General features: G+C 56.6%; 13 protein-coding genes and 2 pseudogenes. 5 read left to right on the top strand and 10 right to left on the bottom strand.

Features of this window, described 5'->3' with window-relative positions:
* Positions 1 to 35: 35 nt before the first annotated feature.
* The 3 genes from AC1DHT_RS24700 (at position 36) to AC1DHT_RS24690 (ending at position 3,395) form a co-directional block, all read left to right on the top strand.
* The gene (locus tag AC1DHT_RS24700) at positions 36 to 1,214 is read left to right on the top strand and encodes an acetyl-CoA C-acetyltransferase (RefSeq protein ID WP_427540363.1); all 1,179 of its coding nucleotides are present in this window, start codon (positions 36 to 38) and stop codon (positions 1,212 to 1,214) included.
* Positions 1,215 to 1,374: 160 nt separating this feature from the next.
* Positions 1,375 to 3,078, top strand: a complete 1,704-nt coding sequence (phaC, locus tag AC1DHT_RS24695) for a class I poly(R)-hydroxyalkanoic acid synthase (RefSeq protein ID WP_427540366.1) — start codon at positions 1,375 to 1,377, stop codon at positions 3,076 to 3,078.
* 50 nt (positions 3,079 to 3,128) lie between these two features.
* Positions 3,129 to 3,395 carry a hypothetical protein gene (locus AC1DHT_RS24690; RefSeq protein WP_427528318.1) on the top strand — a complete coding sequence of 89 codons (267 nt, stop codon included), beginning with the start codon at positions 3,129 to 3,131 and terminating at the stop codon, positions 3,393 to 3,395.
* Between the two features lie 198 nt (positions 3,396 to 3,593).
* Here AC1DHT_RS24690 and AC1DHT_RS24685 read toward each other — a convergent pair whose 3' ends face one another.
* The 5 genes and pseudogenes from AC1DHT_RS24685 to AC1DHT_RS24665 form a co-directional block, all read right to left on the bottom strand.
* Positions 3,594 to 4,223, bottom strand: coding sequence for a LysE family translocator (locus AC1DHT_RS24685; RefSeq protein ID WP_427540369.1), 630 nt, complete (start codon positions 4,221 to 4,223; stop codon positions 3,594 to 3,596).
* A 281-nt stretch (positions 4,224 to 4,504) separates the two neighbouring features.
* A pseudogene (locus AC1DHT_RS24680) lies at positions 4,505 to 4,755 on the bottom strand (carbamoyltransferase N-terminal domain-containing protein); the annotation flags it as partial.
* 95 nt (positions 4,756 to 4,850) lie between these two features.
* Complete coding sequence (locus AC1DHT_RS24675; RefSeq protein ID WP_427540516.1) at positions 4,851 to 5,474, bottom strand: LysE family translocator; 624 nt, start codon at positions 5,472 to 5,474, stop codon at positions 4,851 to 4,853.
* A gap of 866 nt (positions 5,475 to 6,340) precedes the next feature.
* Positions 6,341 to 6,979: a LysE family translocator gene (locus tag AC1DHT_RS24670; protein WP_427540375.1), complete on the bottom strand. Its 639-nt coding sequence runs from the start codon at positions 6,977 to 6,979 to the stop codon at positions 6,341 to 6,343.
* A gap of 44 nt (positions 6,980 to 7,023) precedes the next feature.
* Positions 7,024 to 7,116, bottom strand: a pseudogene (locus AC1DHT_RS24665) (hypothetical protein); the annotation flags it as partial.
* A 1,679-nt stretch (positions 7,117 to 8,795) separates the two neighbouring features.
* Between AC1DHT_RS24665 and AC1DHT_RS24660 the strand changes: the two are divergent.
* Both AC1DHT_RS24660 and AC1DHT_RS24655 read left to right on the top strand, forming a co-directional pair.
* Complete coding sequence (locus AC1DHT_RS24660) at positions 8,796 to 9,206, top strand: TadE/TadG family type IV pilus assembly protein (protein WP_477749042.1); 411 nt, start codon at positions 8,796 to 8,798, stop codon at positions 9,204 to 9,206.
* Positions 9,207 to 9,227: 21 nt separating this feature from the next.
* The gene (locus AC1DHT_RS24655; RefSeq protein WP_477749041.1) at positions 9,228 to 10,343 is read left to right on the top strand and encodes a TadG family pilus assembly protein; all 1,116 of its coding nucleotides are present in this window, start codon (positions 9,228 to 9,230) and stop codon (positions 10,341 to 10,343) included.
* A gap of 317 nt (positions 10,344 to 10,660) precedes the next feature.
* Here AC1DHT_RS24655 and AC1DHT_RS24650 read toward each other — a convergent pair whose 3' ends face one another.
* The 5 genes from AC1DHT_RS24650 to AC1DHT_RS24630 form a co-directional block, all read right to left on the bottom strand.
* The gene (locus AC1DHT_RS24650; protein ID WP_477749040.1) at positions 10,661 to 11,632 is read right to left on the bottom strand and encodes a hypothetical protein; all 972 of its coding nucleotides are present in this window, start codon (positions 11,630 to 11,632) and stop codon (positions 10,661 to 10,663) included.
* Positions 11,605 to 12,309: a hypothetical protein gene (locus AC1DHT_RS24645; protein ID WP_477749039.1), complete on the bottom strand. Its 705-nt coding sequence runs from the start codon at positions 12,307 to 12,309 to the stop codon at positions 11,605 to 11,607. The genes AC1DHT_RS24650 and AC1DHT_RS24645 overlap by 28 nt, the downstream gene beginning before the upstream one ends.
* The gene (locus tag AC1DHT_RS24640) at positions 12,306 to 12,848 is read right to left on the bottom strand and encodes a baseplate complex protein (protein ID WP_477749038.1); all 543 of its coding nucleotides are present in this window, start codon (positions 12,846 to 12,848) and stop codon (positions 12,306 to 12,308) included. Before AC1DHT_RS24640 ends, AC1DHT_RS24645 begins: the two co-directional genes overlap by 4 nt.
* Entirely contained in the window at positions 12,845 to 13,768 is a 924-nt protein-coding gene (locus tag AC1DHT_RS24635) for a hypothetical protein (protein ID WP_477749050.1), read from the bottom strand. Before AC1DHT_RS24635 ends, AC1DHT_RS24640 begins: the two co-directional genes overlap by 4 nt.
* On the bottom strand, positions 13,765 to 14,424 hold a 660-nt coding region (locus tag AC1DHT_RS24630; RefSeq protein ID WP_477761497.1), incomplete at its 5' end, for a DUF4376 domain-containing protein. The genes AC1DHT_RS24630 and AC1DHT_RS24635, both read right to left, overlap by 4 nt.

Raw genomic sequence — 14,424 nt, 5'->3', positions numbered from 1 at the left:
GTTCGACGAATTTTGTCTTTTCAATGAGGTCATGCATGAACGAAGTCGTAATCGTTGCCGCTACTCGTACCGCCATCGGCAGTTTCCAGGGTGCTTTGTCTGCCATTCCCGCGACCGAACTGGGTGCCGCAGTGATTCGCCGCTTGCTGGAGCAGACGGGTATCGATGCTGCTCAAATTGATGAAGTGATCCTCGGCCAGGTACTCACTGCCGGCGCTGGGCAAAACCCGGCCCGCCAGACAGCAATCAAAGCCGGCTTGCCACATACCACCCCTGCCCTGACTTTGAACAAGGTCTGCGGCTCGGGCCTCAAGGCGGTCCATCTCGCCGTCCAGGCAATCCGTTGCGGCGACGCGGAACTGGTGATCGCTGGAGGTCAGGAAAACATGAGCCTGGCTCCCTACGTTCTGCCCAAGGCACGCACGGGTCTGCGCATGGGCCATGCGCAACTGCAAGACAGCATGATCCAGGATGGCCTGTGGGATGCCTTCAACGACTACCACATGGGGATCACCGCTGAGAATCTGGCGCAAAAGTACGAGATCTCTCGTGAAGCGCAGGATGCCTTCGCCGCCGCCTCGCAACAGAAGGCCGCCGCTGCCATTGAGGGCGGGCGATTCCAGAACGAAATCACCCCGATCCTGATTCCTCAGCGTAAGGGCGAACCACTGGTCTTCGACACCGATGAACAGCCGCGTATCGACAGTACTGCGCAAGCCTTGGCCAAACTCAAACCGGCCTTCCAGAAAGACGGCAGCGTGACCGCCGGCAATGCTTCGACCCTCAACGATGGCGCCGCCGTACTGTTGCTGGCCAGCGCCGCTAAAGCACAAGCGCTGGGCCTTCCGGTACTGGCACGGATCAAAGCCTATGCCAGCGCCGGTGTGGACCCGTCGATCATGGGCATCGGCCCGGTCCCGGCTACACGTCTGACCCTGAAAAAGGCCGGCTGGAACGTCGAGGACCTGGACCTCATCGAAGCCAATGAAGCCTTCGCCGCCCAGGCGCTGGCCGTTGGCAAAGAGCTGGGTTGGGACACCAGCAAGGTCAACGTCAACGGTGGTGCGATCGCCCTTGGCCATCCGATCGGCGCGTCGGGGGCACGGATTCTGGTGTCGCTGGTACACGAACTGATCCGTCGCGACGGCAAGAAGGGGCTGGCCACTTTGTGCATCGGTGGCGGACAAGGCGTCGGCCTGGCTATCGAGCGCTAACCAACGGCATCCGAGTAGCCAATGCGCGGACCTGGGAACTTGGTCCGCGCATCAGGCTGGCGTCAAACAAAACTGCCCGCATTCCTGCCGTCGCTACGCCGGAGTCCGGCAAAGCGCGGCTTTTTTCTGCCCGGCTCATCGGTATGGGCAAGGAACTCTAATGGACAACAACGCGCATACATTCAAGACCTATTGGTCAGGCCAGGTTCCGTTCATCGCGTCCTTGGCAGTACAACAATTGCGCCTATGGGTCAGCACTAATCCCTGGTTTTCCGGACATGAGCACAGCGCCTGGTTCGAGCTGCCTCGCGAAACGCTGGACAGCCTTCAAGCGGACTACCAGGTTGAATGGGGCCAACTCGGCCAAAAACTGCTGACCGGCCAATCCTTCAGCTTCGATGATCGACGTTTCGCCAGCGGCAACTGGAGCGAGCCAGTGTTCGGCTCCCTCGCTGCGTTTTACCTGCTCAACTCCAGCTTTCTCCTGAAACTGCTCGACAAACTGCTGATCGACGACAAGAAACCGCGCCAACGCCTGCGCTATCTGGTGGAGCAAGCCATCGCCGCCAGTGCGCCCAGCAATTTTCTGGTCAGTAACCCTGATGCACTCCAGCGTGCGGTTGAGACCAAAGGTGCCAGCCTGCTCACCGGTCTGCAGCATCTGGCCAGCGACATGAACGAAGGCAAAATGCGCCAGTGTGATAGCGGTGCCTTCAAGGTTGGCGTCGACCTGGCCAACACCCCGGGCGAAATCGTCTTCGAGAACCACCTCTTCCAGCTCATTCAGTACTACCCGCAAAGCGAGACCCAGTACCGACATCCGGTATTCGTCGTACCGCCGTCGATCAACAAGTACTACATCCTTGATCTGCGCCCGGACAACTCGATGGTCCGCCATCTGCTGGAAAAGGGACATCCCGTATTCCTGATGTCCTGGCGCAACTTTGACGAGGAGCACGCGGGCACCACCTGGGATGACCTGATTGAGCACGGGGTAATCGACGCCCTGCAAGTGACCCGTGAGATCAGTGGCGAGCAGCGACTCAATTGCGTGGGTTTCTGCATCGGCGGCACCCTGTTGAGCACTGCGCTGGCCGTACTGGCGGCACGCGGTGATCGAGAGATCGCCAGCGTCAGCCTGTTGACCACGTTCCTTGATTACCTGGATACCGGTCCCATCGACATTTTCGTCGACGAAGAACTGGTGGCCTATCGAGAGCGCACCATCGGCGGGATGAATGGTCCCATCGGCCTGTTTCGTGGCGAGGACATGGGCAATACCTTCTCCCTGCTGCGCCCCAACGAGTTGTGGTGGAACTACAACGTCGACAAATACCTCAAGGGCCAGAAGCCGATTCCACTTGATTTGCTGTTCTGGAATAACGACAGCACCAACCTTCCGGGCCCGATGTACTGCTGGTACCTGCGCCACACCTATCTGCAGAACGATTTGAAATCAGGTGAGCTTGAGTGCTGTGGGGTCAAGCTGGATTTGCGTGCAATCGACGCTCCCGCTTACATCCTCGCCACCCATGACGATCACATCGTGCCCTGGAAAAGCGCCTATGCCAGTACCAACCTGCTCTCCGGGACCAAGCGTTTTGTACTGGGCGCTTCCGGGCATATCGCCGGAGTCATCAATCCACCCGCCAAGCAGAAGCGCCATTACTGGACCAACAATCGGGTCACGAAAAACCCGGAGACCTGGTTCAAGAATGCCGAGCAGCAACCCGGTAGCTGGTGGAATGATTGGTTCAACTGGCTGGCGGGACACTCCGGCGAGCGCCAACCCGCGGTTGCGCACACCGGGAATGACAAATTCCCGCCTCTGGAGCCGGCGCCAGGCAGTTATGTAAAGCAATGAAAGTTGGCGGCACATTATTTGTTTTGTTTGGGTACAAGGAGAGACGACCCGTGATCACCCCGTTCCGCATCAACGAAGCACTTTTGATTGCCAGCCACGCATTCAAACCTTTTCAATGTGTCGCCTGGGCTCCGCAAGACGGTAATGGTGAACTGAGCCTGAGTGTCATCGACCAGGCCAACACGCGTATTTGTCGCAAACTGATTCCAAGCAGTGCCTATTCCGACCCGACGCAGCTGGAACGCCTGCTGGAAGAGGTGCGCACCGAGTTGAGCCAGGAGGGTTACACGCTGCAATCCTGGACAATGCCAGCGTAAGCATTCTCGCGGATCGCCAACGCTGACCCACCTACCGCTGAAAGCTTCGCCTGCCCTGTGTACTTTCCCATGGAACACCCCATTGGTTATGTCTAACCTTTGGGGTGCAGTCCAAATTCAGATGGACACCATCGCCTTTGGCGTCGGGGTCAGGAAGGCGTGAAGAATGCAGCGTGACATCCGGTTTTTGCATCAGCATTAAAACAACGAGCTGATAAACCCAATCGCGACGATCGAATAGAAGGCCGCGCAGATCATCCCGAACGATTTTCGCGTTCGAGTGAAAAACGGTTCAGCCGAATGGGCTGAAAACGCCAACGCGTAAGTACTGAAAATCATGAACCCGAGTACAGCGCAACCGGCCACCAGGACAAAACTGGCCCAGGCCGGTGCATTCGCACTAAGCCCAACCGTGGTCACGGTGAACCAGGTCAAGGCAGCTTTTGGGTTGGTGAGGTGAATACCCAGTCCCTGCAAATAATACCCAATGTGCCTGGACTGTTTGGTGCGAGCTCGCGCAACCGTGGCGGCATTGTGTGCCAGTGCACCGCGAATCGACTTGTAGGCCAGAAAGAACAAATAGCAGGCGCCGAGGACTTTCAGCCAGACCAGAATCTGCGTGTAGGAAAGCAGCAACGCCGATACCCCAGCCGCGGTCATTGCCCCCCAGCACAGCGAACCGGAAATGACCCCCGCCGCCAACGCCAGCCCAGGCGTACGCCCAAAGTTCAGGGAGGTATTGGCAATCGCCAGGTTACCCGGACCGGGGCTGGCAGTGCCGATGACGTAGACCGCCAGCGCGACTCCGAAGCTCGAAAGATCAAACATATGACGGTCTCTTATCAGTCGCACCAACGCGCGCAATGCACACCCTTCAGCCGCTATCGGCCTGAAGCCCCTCCAAAAAAAGCACTTATTTGAAGCAACGACGATCAGGCTCCTGGGCGCGAATTTTTTCCATCCAGGGTTTCAGCTCGGATTGCTTGTACAGCCACTCGCGCCTGCGTAAAAAGGGGAAACCGTCATTGACCGACGGCCTTTACAACTGCACTGAAACATTCGCCCCTCTCGGCGACTTCGGCCTCGCTGGAAATAAAGGACGGCGCCCCCCCCTGCCAGATGGTGGTCGAGTGCCATTCGCCGATACCGTCGATGCACATACCACGGCGGTCTCGAACGGCGACGGGTAGAACGCCGTAGCGGGTGGGAGCGATGGTGCTGGGACGCCTGGAAATACCGCATCGTGCCGCGCGCGGGTGAAACGTTCTTCCTGGGCAGCTACAACCGGGGCACCATCTTTCACCAAGGCGGCAGCACTGTCGTGATGGAAGGCAGAGATCCCTGAAACGTGAATAGCCATTGAAACGTGTATCCTCTTAGCATCATGCCAATACCTCGAATCCCTTCCGCCAACTGCATCTATTGGCGCCTCGGTAACTTTTTTTATAAATACCTTCAAGACCACCACTCGCCGAACGGCAAGCTTTTCAATACCGGTATCAATGACACCACCAGCACCAGGCTCATGGTGATATTGAACGCCTTCAAACGCTGTGGGTGAGTCAAGAAGCGCCGCAGGTATTGCCCAAAAAACACCCAGACCATCGAGCACGGCGAGCCGAACAAAAAGAACAGCAGCGCGATCAGCAAAATCTGAAAACCGTAGGCATCGACCGGCGAGGTATACGTCAGCACTGCACCCACCGCCATCACCCAAGCCTTGGGGTTGACCCACTGAAACAATGCCGCATGGGTGAAGCCCAAGGGCTTTCCAGACTTGTCGTCAAGGTCCACGGTCGGCGCGCTGGCGATCTGGTAGGCCAGGTACAACAGGTACAGCGCACCCACCACCTGCAACACATCGTGAAGCCTGGGGTACTGTTGAAAAACCGCCCCGGCCCCCACCCCGACGGCAATCAGCATCAGTGGAAAACCGATGTTGATCCCCGCCACGTGCCGCATCGTGCGCCCGATGCCAAAGTTCGCTCCCGACGACATCAACATGACGTTGTTAGGCCCCGGCGTGACGCAGGTGGCGATGACAAACAAAATGATCGAGTAGTAATCCAGGGTTTGCATCGTCACGCCCTTATCAACGGTAATCTTCCAGCGTCCCGCGCCGACGGATGTCGACCGACACGTCCAGGCCCCCGGAACGGCTCGTTCAAATCCAGCCGCCGGATGTCCAACGGCAGGCTTTTTCAGCCATCTGCGGAGTGCGTGTCATCCTTGCCGTCATGTCGCCTTCATCCTCATCAGTAATCGATGATCATGTGCCGGAAGCGTTCCAAGCCGCTACCAGACGTCTGAATTTGCAGGATTTTTCCAAACACATGGGGTGCCGCCTTAGAATTTTGCGACGAACGTCTTTACTGGACTTCGTGCCCCCCCCAAGAGAACTATCATCCCAAGGTGCCTGGGTGTATTGCAGATACAGCGCCGGCTATTTTTTTTAATACAGTTGGCTTTTTTTGGCGAAAAACATTTCAAAACAAGTCCAATCTGTAGCTTCTTAAGCTACAGATGACGCGCTACAGTCGGAGCCATGACGCTCTATATGAACCTCGCCGAATTCATCGCCACTGCCGGAAGATTTCGACGCCTATTCCCTAAATCGCCTGCTCGAAGCCCAAGACGTACAAGTCGCCAACGGCAACATCTTTTCGGCGGCCGGCAAATACCGCAACTGCATTCGGCTCAACTTCGCCAACGCACCTAATCGAAAAATCGAAATGGCCGTGAGCAAGGTCGGCCAGGCCATCAGCCAATTGATACACCTGAATTCAGGTTTCGGGCCTCCGGCACTCAACGCTTAGCGTTAAACAGACCGTGCGGCGTCGAAGACGGGACACAGCCCCGAAAAAAGCCCTGTCTCTCACTGGGAGACAGGGCTTTTTTAAATCGCAGACATGCTGTGCACCTGGATCATGGGGACGATCAAAAAATCACGCGGTACGACGTTGTTCGAGCATTAAACGCATCGCGAGCCCCGCCAGCACAAACCCCATGAAGTAGCGCTGCACCGCCAGCCACAATGGGTTGTGGACGAACCACGCGGCAATCCCGGAGGCGAACAGCGCGATCAGCAGGTTGACCGAAAAGCTTACGCTGATCTGGGTCAGGCCGAGGACGATACTCTGGGTGAACACTGAACCGTGCTCGGGGTTGATGAACTGCGGAAACACCGACAGGTAGAACACCGCGATTTTCGGGTTCAGGGCGCTGGTGAGAAACCCCATCAGGATCAGTTTCTTTGCCGAGTCCGGCGGCAGTTGCTGGGCCTCGAACGGCGAGCGGGCCCCAGGTTTGAGCGCTTGCCAGGCCAGCCACCCCAGGTACAGCGCACCGGCCCATTTCAGCACTTCATAAGCCATCGGTACGGCGAGGAACACTGCCGTCAAACCTGCAGCGGCGGCAAATAGATGCACGAAGAAACCCGCCACCACCCCCAGCAAAGAAGTGACACCGGCCCTGCGGCCCTGGCAGATCGAACGGGAAATCAGGTAGATCATGTTCGGCCCGGGTGTGAGTACCATGAGCAGCGCGGCGGCAACGAACACGACTAAGTCTTGAGTAGGAATCATGGGGCAGTCCTTTGTCCTCTGGAGATCAACCCGATGGCGATAGCTCGGGTGGTGATGACTAGGCTACCGATGCGCATCCCGGAAGTCACGAACGGTCAGCGCGGGTCGTTGGGCACCGAGTTTTTGTTGGCAGTGATGCAGGGCGGACGCTCATCGAAGATGATCGAACATCTGCTGCATGCAGTCGACGTTTTGGAGAGCCTGGTTCTTTGTGCCCGTTCGTATCCAGATTGGGTTTGGATGATCTCGAAAGCTGGCTTGTCAGTACGCTCAATAGACTGAACGAGAGGGTGGGGGAACAGAAACCGCAGAATGCAAAAAGGCCCCATAAATGGGGCCTTTAAGTTCAAATTTGGCGGTGAAGGAGAGATTCGAAACTACCCGTGAGCGATTTTCGGAACTTCCCCCCCCCGGTTTACAAGGGCTGCAGCCTGGTAGTGCGCGTAGAATCTGTCCCAGCGTGGTCCCAGAGGTTAAATGCACCAGGTTGCAGAACACGGCGGCAACAGGAGTTTTCCGCGTTTTATGTTGAGCCATGGGAAAAAGGTAATTTTGGTAATGAGCTGTCGAAAACCGGGCAAAAGCCAATAGAATCGGATAGTTGATATAGTTTTATAGAGGTAATAATAAGGTAAGTAAATGGTTATAAAATTACTTTCAGTGCAAGTAATGCCAATCCGCTACCAAACCCAGTAAAATGGGACCTTGAACAAAATATTACCCCTCCCCTTACCTTAAATTACCCTCTGAGGTAATGGACGAAAGCCACGTTCTATAAGGGCTCCAGCCCGTTTTGATCACTCGCTTACTAAAATTACCCTTTTCCCGCCCCACACCTGAAAAATGGCTGTGCGCCTTCTGTTTTTGTGTTTTTTTCGCGCCCTCTAAATCGACACTAACAGCCACGAAATTCGTGGTGATGCTGTGCAATGCCGCAAAACACCGGAAAGCCGCACGGGCTGGGCCTCACAGCTGTTTTTCTATTGGGCTGGCCAGTGACTAATTCGCACCTGGTGCGAACGGTTCCGAAAACGAAAACTCCGTCTGCAGCTGGTTTTCGCAAACGTAGCCCCTGTAGACCGGGTGTCTCACTCCCCTGACCAATTTGCCGCCGTCCCATAACGCAGTGCAAGGCCGCTGCACTTCTTCGCAAAACCTTGCACTCCGTGCAATTGCGAAACAACCCACAGACCCCGCAGCAGGCTTGGGCGGAGCCACCGTTTGCACCCCACCCCGCCTTTGCACAAAAAAGGGACGCAAAGCCCGTCGGCGGGAGGGGGATAAGTGCTTTTTCATCTATTTTTTTGTCTTGGCTGGTTTTTTTGCCGGCACGGCTATATTTGTGTGCGTCACTTGACGCAATCCGACTGAAATCCCTCTCGCCTATAGACTCCGGGCATAACTAAGCAAGCTAACCACTTCAATCGCCAATTAATATTGCGAAAGCTTGGGTAACTACAGACTCATGGAGCGATTTGGAATAAACCCTTAATGAACGTGCCGGTAGCGCGCAATTACTTATATCGTTGATTTATATTGGTAATGCGTAAAATTGAGTGGGAGTTGACTTCTGTGGCAGTTACTTCAGCAGCCAGCTATGCAACCACTGTGCGGGTTAAGGCTTTTTGGAAATCCACAAACGGACGAGAGGCAGGCTTTACTTCTGACCAAATGGATCTATGGTAAATACGTAGTCGACTGATTATTTTACGATACCAATAGAATTGCTAGTGATTTCTATTTGGGTTGCACATGTAGCTCTAGGGCATACACCATCGTAAAAGTGAGTATATATCAGGTAGCGAAGGTGGATAACATGAAGAAAAAACAACAAGGGCTTGCCGCTGTCGAACTCTCACTCGTGCTACCAGTTCTTTTCCTAATAATATTCGTCATTATTGAGTTTAGTATTGCCCTTTATGACAAGGCTATAATAACGAATGCCAGCCGAGAGGCAGCAAGAGCGGGCATAGTGCTAAAGAGCCCCAAACTCACCACTGCTCAAATCCAGAGTGTTGCTAACAACTATCTGGGCACCAACTTGATAACATTTGGATCGGCCGTCACCCCGGTAGTAACTGTTCCCTCGGGAGCCGGAGGACTTTTTGGCACACCGCTAACTGTTCAAGTCTCATACCAATACTCCACCATGGTTCTGGGCGGCATTCTCCATGTAGTCAACAATCCGATTAACTTATCGGCGACAACAGTGATGCTAAATGAGTGACTTCAACTTAGGATACTCACCATGTGTACAATGGTTGAAATAAAAGCATTGCCACATACCCATATGGCCCCCAAAAAAAAGGCAGGTCATGTTCAGATTAAGAAAAACCAGCAGGGCGCAGCGTTAATTTTAGTGACCATTGCACTGCCCGTGCTGTTCGGCGTTACAGCTTTGGCTGTAGATTTTGCTTATGCTTACGTTGTGCGTAACGAACTTCAAAACGCCTCTGATGCCACAGCCCTTGCAGGCACGGGTTGTTTATACCCGCGTACCGAGTGTGGAAACTCAACCAGTAGTGCACCCGATTTCACTACGGCATCCAGTCACGCAAATACGGCGATTTCGCTCAATAAATCCGGAAACACCACTATAACCAGCGGCAGTATTAGAACCGGTTACTGGAATGTTACAAACACTTCAATTGGTGTGCATGCTTTGCCGGCCGCATCAGATTTCCCTGCGATACAGGTGACCATCACGAAAGATACCGGCCTGAACGGCGGGCCTGTAAACACTTTTCTTGCGAGCATCTTCGGGGTTAAAACCGTACCCGTAACTTCCACTGCTACTGCGATAATAGCAAGCCCCGGCACCGTTGCGCAGGGGCTTCTCCCCGTCGTAATGACTAAGTGCATGTATGATAATTATTGGAATTCAAGTTCATATCCACCACAACCAAAAAATGACCCCGCCACGGGAAAGCCCTATGTAATTAAAATTGGATCATCTTATCATACCGGGGCTTGCGAAGCTGGGCAGTGGACATCATTTGGCGTTGACAGCAACAACGTCCCAACGATAAGAGACCTTATTACTAATGGAAACCCAACACCACTTAGTATCGGGGATAGCACCTGGATTCAGCCCGGAACTAAAACCACACTTTTCTCCTCGATAAACAGTTGCAGTGCAGCAGGTGACAAAAGCTGCGAGTATGTTACGATTCCTGTTGTTGTAAATATATCCACTCATTCATTCGCTCCTATTGTGGCCTTTGCTTGCCTCCACATCGACTTAGCAGATGGGGGGTCAGGAAAATACATTCAAGCTGAAATGAGTACAAAGTGCCCCCCTCTTAACTCAAGTGGAGTCGGCCCAGCGTATGGTGCCATTACACCACCACGACTTGTTCAGTAAGGCAAAGGCAGTAGTATCATTGGTACTATCTATGGCGGTGTTGTCGTACTGCCGTTCAGGCTTATTACTCTTCGAGCATCTGAAGGATTGGGCCTAACTGAATCTACAAGCCTAGAAAGCGCCCAACAAAAATAAGTAAAATTCGGTTAAGATCRGAAGAAATATCCCGAGACATAGTTAATTAAACCACAGATCAACCTTTATTAATCCTGGGCTAATTAATTCACAACCGCTAGAAGATCGAGTATCAAAAACTCTGCCTATCAATGGAGAACCTATCAGCTCCGATTGGCTCCACAGCTAACATCAGAGGCTAATCAAAGGGTGATCGGCTTCATCTTACCGGCCAGTTGCTTGGCGGCCCCTGACGCAGCAGTAAACGCGGCGGCATTGGTGGGCGGTGGTGTTGATCCGTGAGTATGCCCAGCCAGTTGGCTATTCATCTGCGCCACCAGATCGAGCAGATCACATAGCACCTGCAGCACGTTCACCCCGCCCGATCCGATCCAGGTCTTCGGCGCCTCCAGTCGTTGACTGACTCCCACCATACACTGGCGCAGCCCCTGAATCCGCTCCTGCATATCGCCACCCACCGTGGCGTTGTGCGTCTGCCCCACCACCAGGTTCAGGTCACGGCCGGTGGCCTGGTGCAGATCGTCCACGGCCGCCAGGCTCGCCGATCCGCCCGAAAGCAGCTTGAGCGCGCCCAGAGCCTCGATCTTCTTGATCCCACCCACCGACTCGGTTGAATGGTCGTCGATCGTCTGGGTGTGGTTCTGGAAGCGTTCGGTGTTGCCCATGGCTTCCACGTCGCGCTCGATCGCCTTATCCGTGATCTTGCCGTCGGTCTGGCGCAACCAGTTGCCATCGGCGTCGACGCGCTGCTGGGCGGCTTCGCTGTGCTGCCAGACCTGATCACCTTTCGGCACCTTGGGCATGCTCAGCCCATGCGGCAGGATCGTCTGGATGTAGGGCTTGTTCGGCAGGCCATAGGCAAAGCACACCACGACCTGAGTGCCTTCCTCCGGAAAGGCATAGATGCCCATTTCCTCGCCACCGGTGGGCAAAGGCAGCGGCACGCCGGCGAGCTGCGGCAACTGGGGATCGGGCTCGCCGTCTGGCCCCAGGACCTCGATGTCGACCGCATAGCGTGGCCGGAAGTCGTCACAGATCCCGGCACCGCTGGGCGCATCGGCCACCGCGACAACCCGGGCAAAGCGCGGCAGGTGGTAGCCGCCCGTCAGTTCTGGAAATTGCCGCTCTACGCTGCGGCGGATTGCGTCGTCCATCGGATGGCCATCTGGCTATGGGCAAGCGTCACGCTGGTGATGCGCTCGCCCTGGTTGATCGTTGCACCTGGTCGTAACCCGGGAAGGGCCGCGACCATTGCACTTTGGTTGCCCTGGTAGCCGTCGAACAGCTCTACCGGCAGTTGCAGCGCGGGTCGGGCGCCAAAGAAGCTGTCGACCCAACGGCCCACGAAGACTTCGCCGTCGCCCTGTTGCTGCCAGATAAAGTCGGGGATGTTGAACACCCGGGCCAGGCTGTCCATGGCTTGGTAACCGGCGGCCAGGCTGTAGAAATACGGCGCTTTCACGCTGGCGTAAGGCTGTTCCGGTACACGAAAGCGCAGGCCAGTCTGGTGACTGATCTCGGTCAGCACGGCGCGCAGGTCCACATGACGCAGGTTCAGCGGCAGCGGCTTGGCCAGAATCGCGGCCAGCTCACGGCAGAACAGCACCTGCTGTACGCCGTTGGCGGCGGTGCAGCGCTCCACGTAACCGATGAAGTGACGCTGCAGCGTGCCTTCGTTGTAACCAATGTCGAGCGTCACCAAGCCTTTCACCGGCGCCGTGGCCTGAATCGTAAACGTAGCGCGTCCGGGATTTTTCAGGTCCAGCCGCACTTCGTCTTTGACCAGGACAAACGGCGCGCCGTTGATGGTCAGCAGCTTGTGTAGCTTCATTTCTGTTCACTCCCGCCTAACCAGCTGTCCACCTTTTTCAGGGTCGCCTCGAAGCCCGTCAGCTCCTGCGGGTTGCCGGTCGACTCACCGCTGGCCCCAACGGCACCACCTGGTCCTCCTTGCGCGTTGACTGGATTCCCGGGGCGGCGGCCTTCCACCCGTTCCGGGTTCGAGAGTTTTTCGGCCAGGGTGAACTGGACCAGCCAGGCGTTCAGCAAATCGTCTTCGCGTGCGCTGACACCATCGGAAAATTGCACCTGGCGAACCCCGAACGCAGCGGCCGTGTCATTGACCACGCGATAGGTCTTGAGCTGACCGCCGCCGGCGGTGGCTTCGGCCAGGCGCATCAGGTCCACCAGTTGCGACTGATCCACAAACGGGATCATCAGCGAGACGGTCAGGGTTTTCGGTTTGAAACCCTTGTGGGCTTTCTCGGTGTTGCTGGTCTGCCCCGACATGTCGTCGCTTTCGATACGCAGCGACGCGGTGATCTTTAGGCGCTTGCCCTGCACCTGCTGGCCGTCGAGTAGTAAGGTCATAGGCCCACCAGCTCCCGGACAAAGCTTAGCCCTGCTTCAGAGCCCACCAGCAAGGCGCCGGCGCAAAATACCCATTCATGCCCGGGCGGCTCGTCCTCGAGCAGCAAACGGCGCAGCTCACTGGCATTCCCTGGACCGATCAGGCGAGCCCGCATACTGGTGTCGGCATTGCCGCCGGCCAGCAAGGCTTTCAGATCGTCCAGTTGCTTGTCGCGGCCCTGTTGCTGGGCAGCCTTACGGGTGGCCAGCGCGGCCAAATCGCCCAGAGGCGAACTGTCGGCGGCGTAACTCTCCAGCACCGCCAGCTGACCCGCCATGGATTGCTGGGCGGCCTTGACCACCGTGCAGCGCTCCAGCGGCAGGGCGTGCCAGCGTGGCAACGTCCCGGCGCCGGGGATCTCCCACTTTTCGGTTTCCAGCTTCGACAGGTGCCGCGCTCGGCGCTCGGTGCGCACCAGGTCCGGCATCGGCAACAGCGCATTGAAGCGCGCCAGGCTGTCGGCCAGTTGGTCAAAGCGCGTGCCCAGGAACAACAAGCACAACGCGTACTGAGGCCCTTCAGGTCGGCCGCTGTCGTTGCCGTCCAGCAACTTGGCGCCCAGCTGTTGCAGCAAGTTGGGCGCGGACAGAAAGCGTTGATAACCCCGGCCCTGACCCACGCCACTTTGGAACGGCGTCACGACCAGGCACGCCGGTGCCTCGCCCATTTGCTCTGCCAGAGCTGCGCGTCCGGCAGCAATCGCGCCCTGGGCAGCATCACCCACCGGTCCCGGGGTGGTGGTGGCCAACCCCTGCAAACCGGTCAGGCGTAACCCGGTGCTGGCCAGCTCGCTGCCAGCCAAACCCTTAGCCGCGGTTAACTGGTCCATCCAGCCTGTGGCCTGTTCTGGCCAGCGCATGGTGACGGGCGCCCAGGTCATGCCGGCGGCGTCCATTCAATGGCTTTCATGGCCCGCAGTTTCTTGTCTTTCAGTGCGGTGGCCAGCGCCTGTTTGAGCGTGTCGGCGTGTTGCAGGGCGGCCTGTCTGAAGCGCACCAGGTCCTGGCCCACCAACCCCAGTTGCTGGGCGCTGTGCGGCCGAAAGGCGCGCACCTGGTCGACGTCATAACAGGCGTAGCTGGAGTCCAGGCCACTGATAATCAAACTGGTCAGGTTCAGTTGGTCGTCCATTGCGCTGCTGTAGCGGTAAGGCTTGCCCAGCACCTCGGAGCTGAACCCGCTTTCGATGTAGCGGCTACAGGCACTGCCGATCGCCTCCAGCTTTTGCTGATACAGCGCGGCCAGAATGGCGGCGATATCGTCGACCCACTGGCCATTTTTCCAGACCTGGTCCGGCCCCGGCTTTTGCAGGGTGTAGCCATCCGGAATCGGGCCGACGTCGGTGAGCGTCTTCGGTTCACCGGTGGCGATGCTGTACACAATGACCCCGCCGAAGTAGTCGAGTAACACCCACTTTTCGTTCACCCAGCAGGCGGCTTTGTTTTCAGGGATCGACGGCGGTGGCGTCTCCACACAGYCACCCGGGACCAAGAAAACACCCGGTTCCAGTGGCGATTCCTCAGCCTGCGCAGTGCC

Source organism: Pseudomonas sp. 05N432 (assembly GCF_056396945.1).
Note: the sequence above shows the minus strand (reverse complement) of the source record. Positions and strands in the feature narration are given on the sequence as shown.

Bases quoted from the DNA above. Each gene is read 5' to 3' on its own strand.
- AC1DHT_RS24700 (WP_427540363.1), top strand. From the start codon at position 36: ATGAACGAAGTCGTAATCGTTGCCGCTACTCGTACCGCCATCGGCAGT.
- phaC (WP_427540366.1), top strand. From the start codon at position 1,375: ATGGACAACAACGCGCATACATTCAAGACCTATTGGTCAGGCCAGGTT.
- AC1DHT_RS24685 (WP_427540369.1), bottom strand. From the start codon at position 4,223: ATGTTTGATCTTTCGAGCTTCGGAGTCGCGCTGGCGGTCTACGTCATC.
- AC1DHT_RS24675 (WP_427540516.1), bottom strand. From the start codon at position 5,474: ATGCAAACCCTGGATTACTACTCGATCATTTTGTTTGTCATCGCCACC.
- AC1DHT_RS24670 (WP_427540375.1), bottom strand. From the start codon at position 6,979: ATGATTCCTACTCAAGACTTAGTCGTGTTCGTTGCCGCCGCGCTGCTC.
- AC1DHT_RS24660 (WP_477749042.1), top strand. From the start codon at position 8,796: ATGAAGAAAAAACAACAAGGGCTTGCCGCTGTCGAACTCTCACTCGTG.
- AC1DHT_RS24655 (WP_477749041.1), top strand. From the start codon at position 9,228: ATGTGTACAATGGTTGAAATAAAAGCATTGCCACATACCCATATGGCC.
- AC1DHT_RS24650 (WP_477749040.1), bottom strand. From the start codon at position 11,632: ATGGACGACGCAATCCGCCGCAGCGTAGAGCGGCAATTTCCAGAACTG.
- AC1DHT_RS24645 (WP_477749039.1), bottom strand. From the start codon at position 12,309: ATGAAGCTACACAAGCTGCTGACCATCAACGGCGCGCCGTTTGTCCTG.
- AC1DHT_RS24640 (WP_477749038.1), bottom strand. From the start codon at position 12,848: ATGACCTTACTACTCGACGGCCAGCAGGTGCAGGGCAAGCGCCTAAAG.
- AC1DHT_RS24635 (WP_477749050.1), bottom strand. From the start codon at position 13,768: ATGACCTGGGCGCCCGTCACCATGCGCTGGCCAGAACAGGCCACAGGC.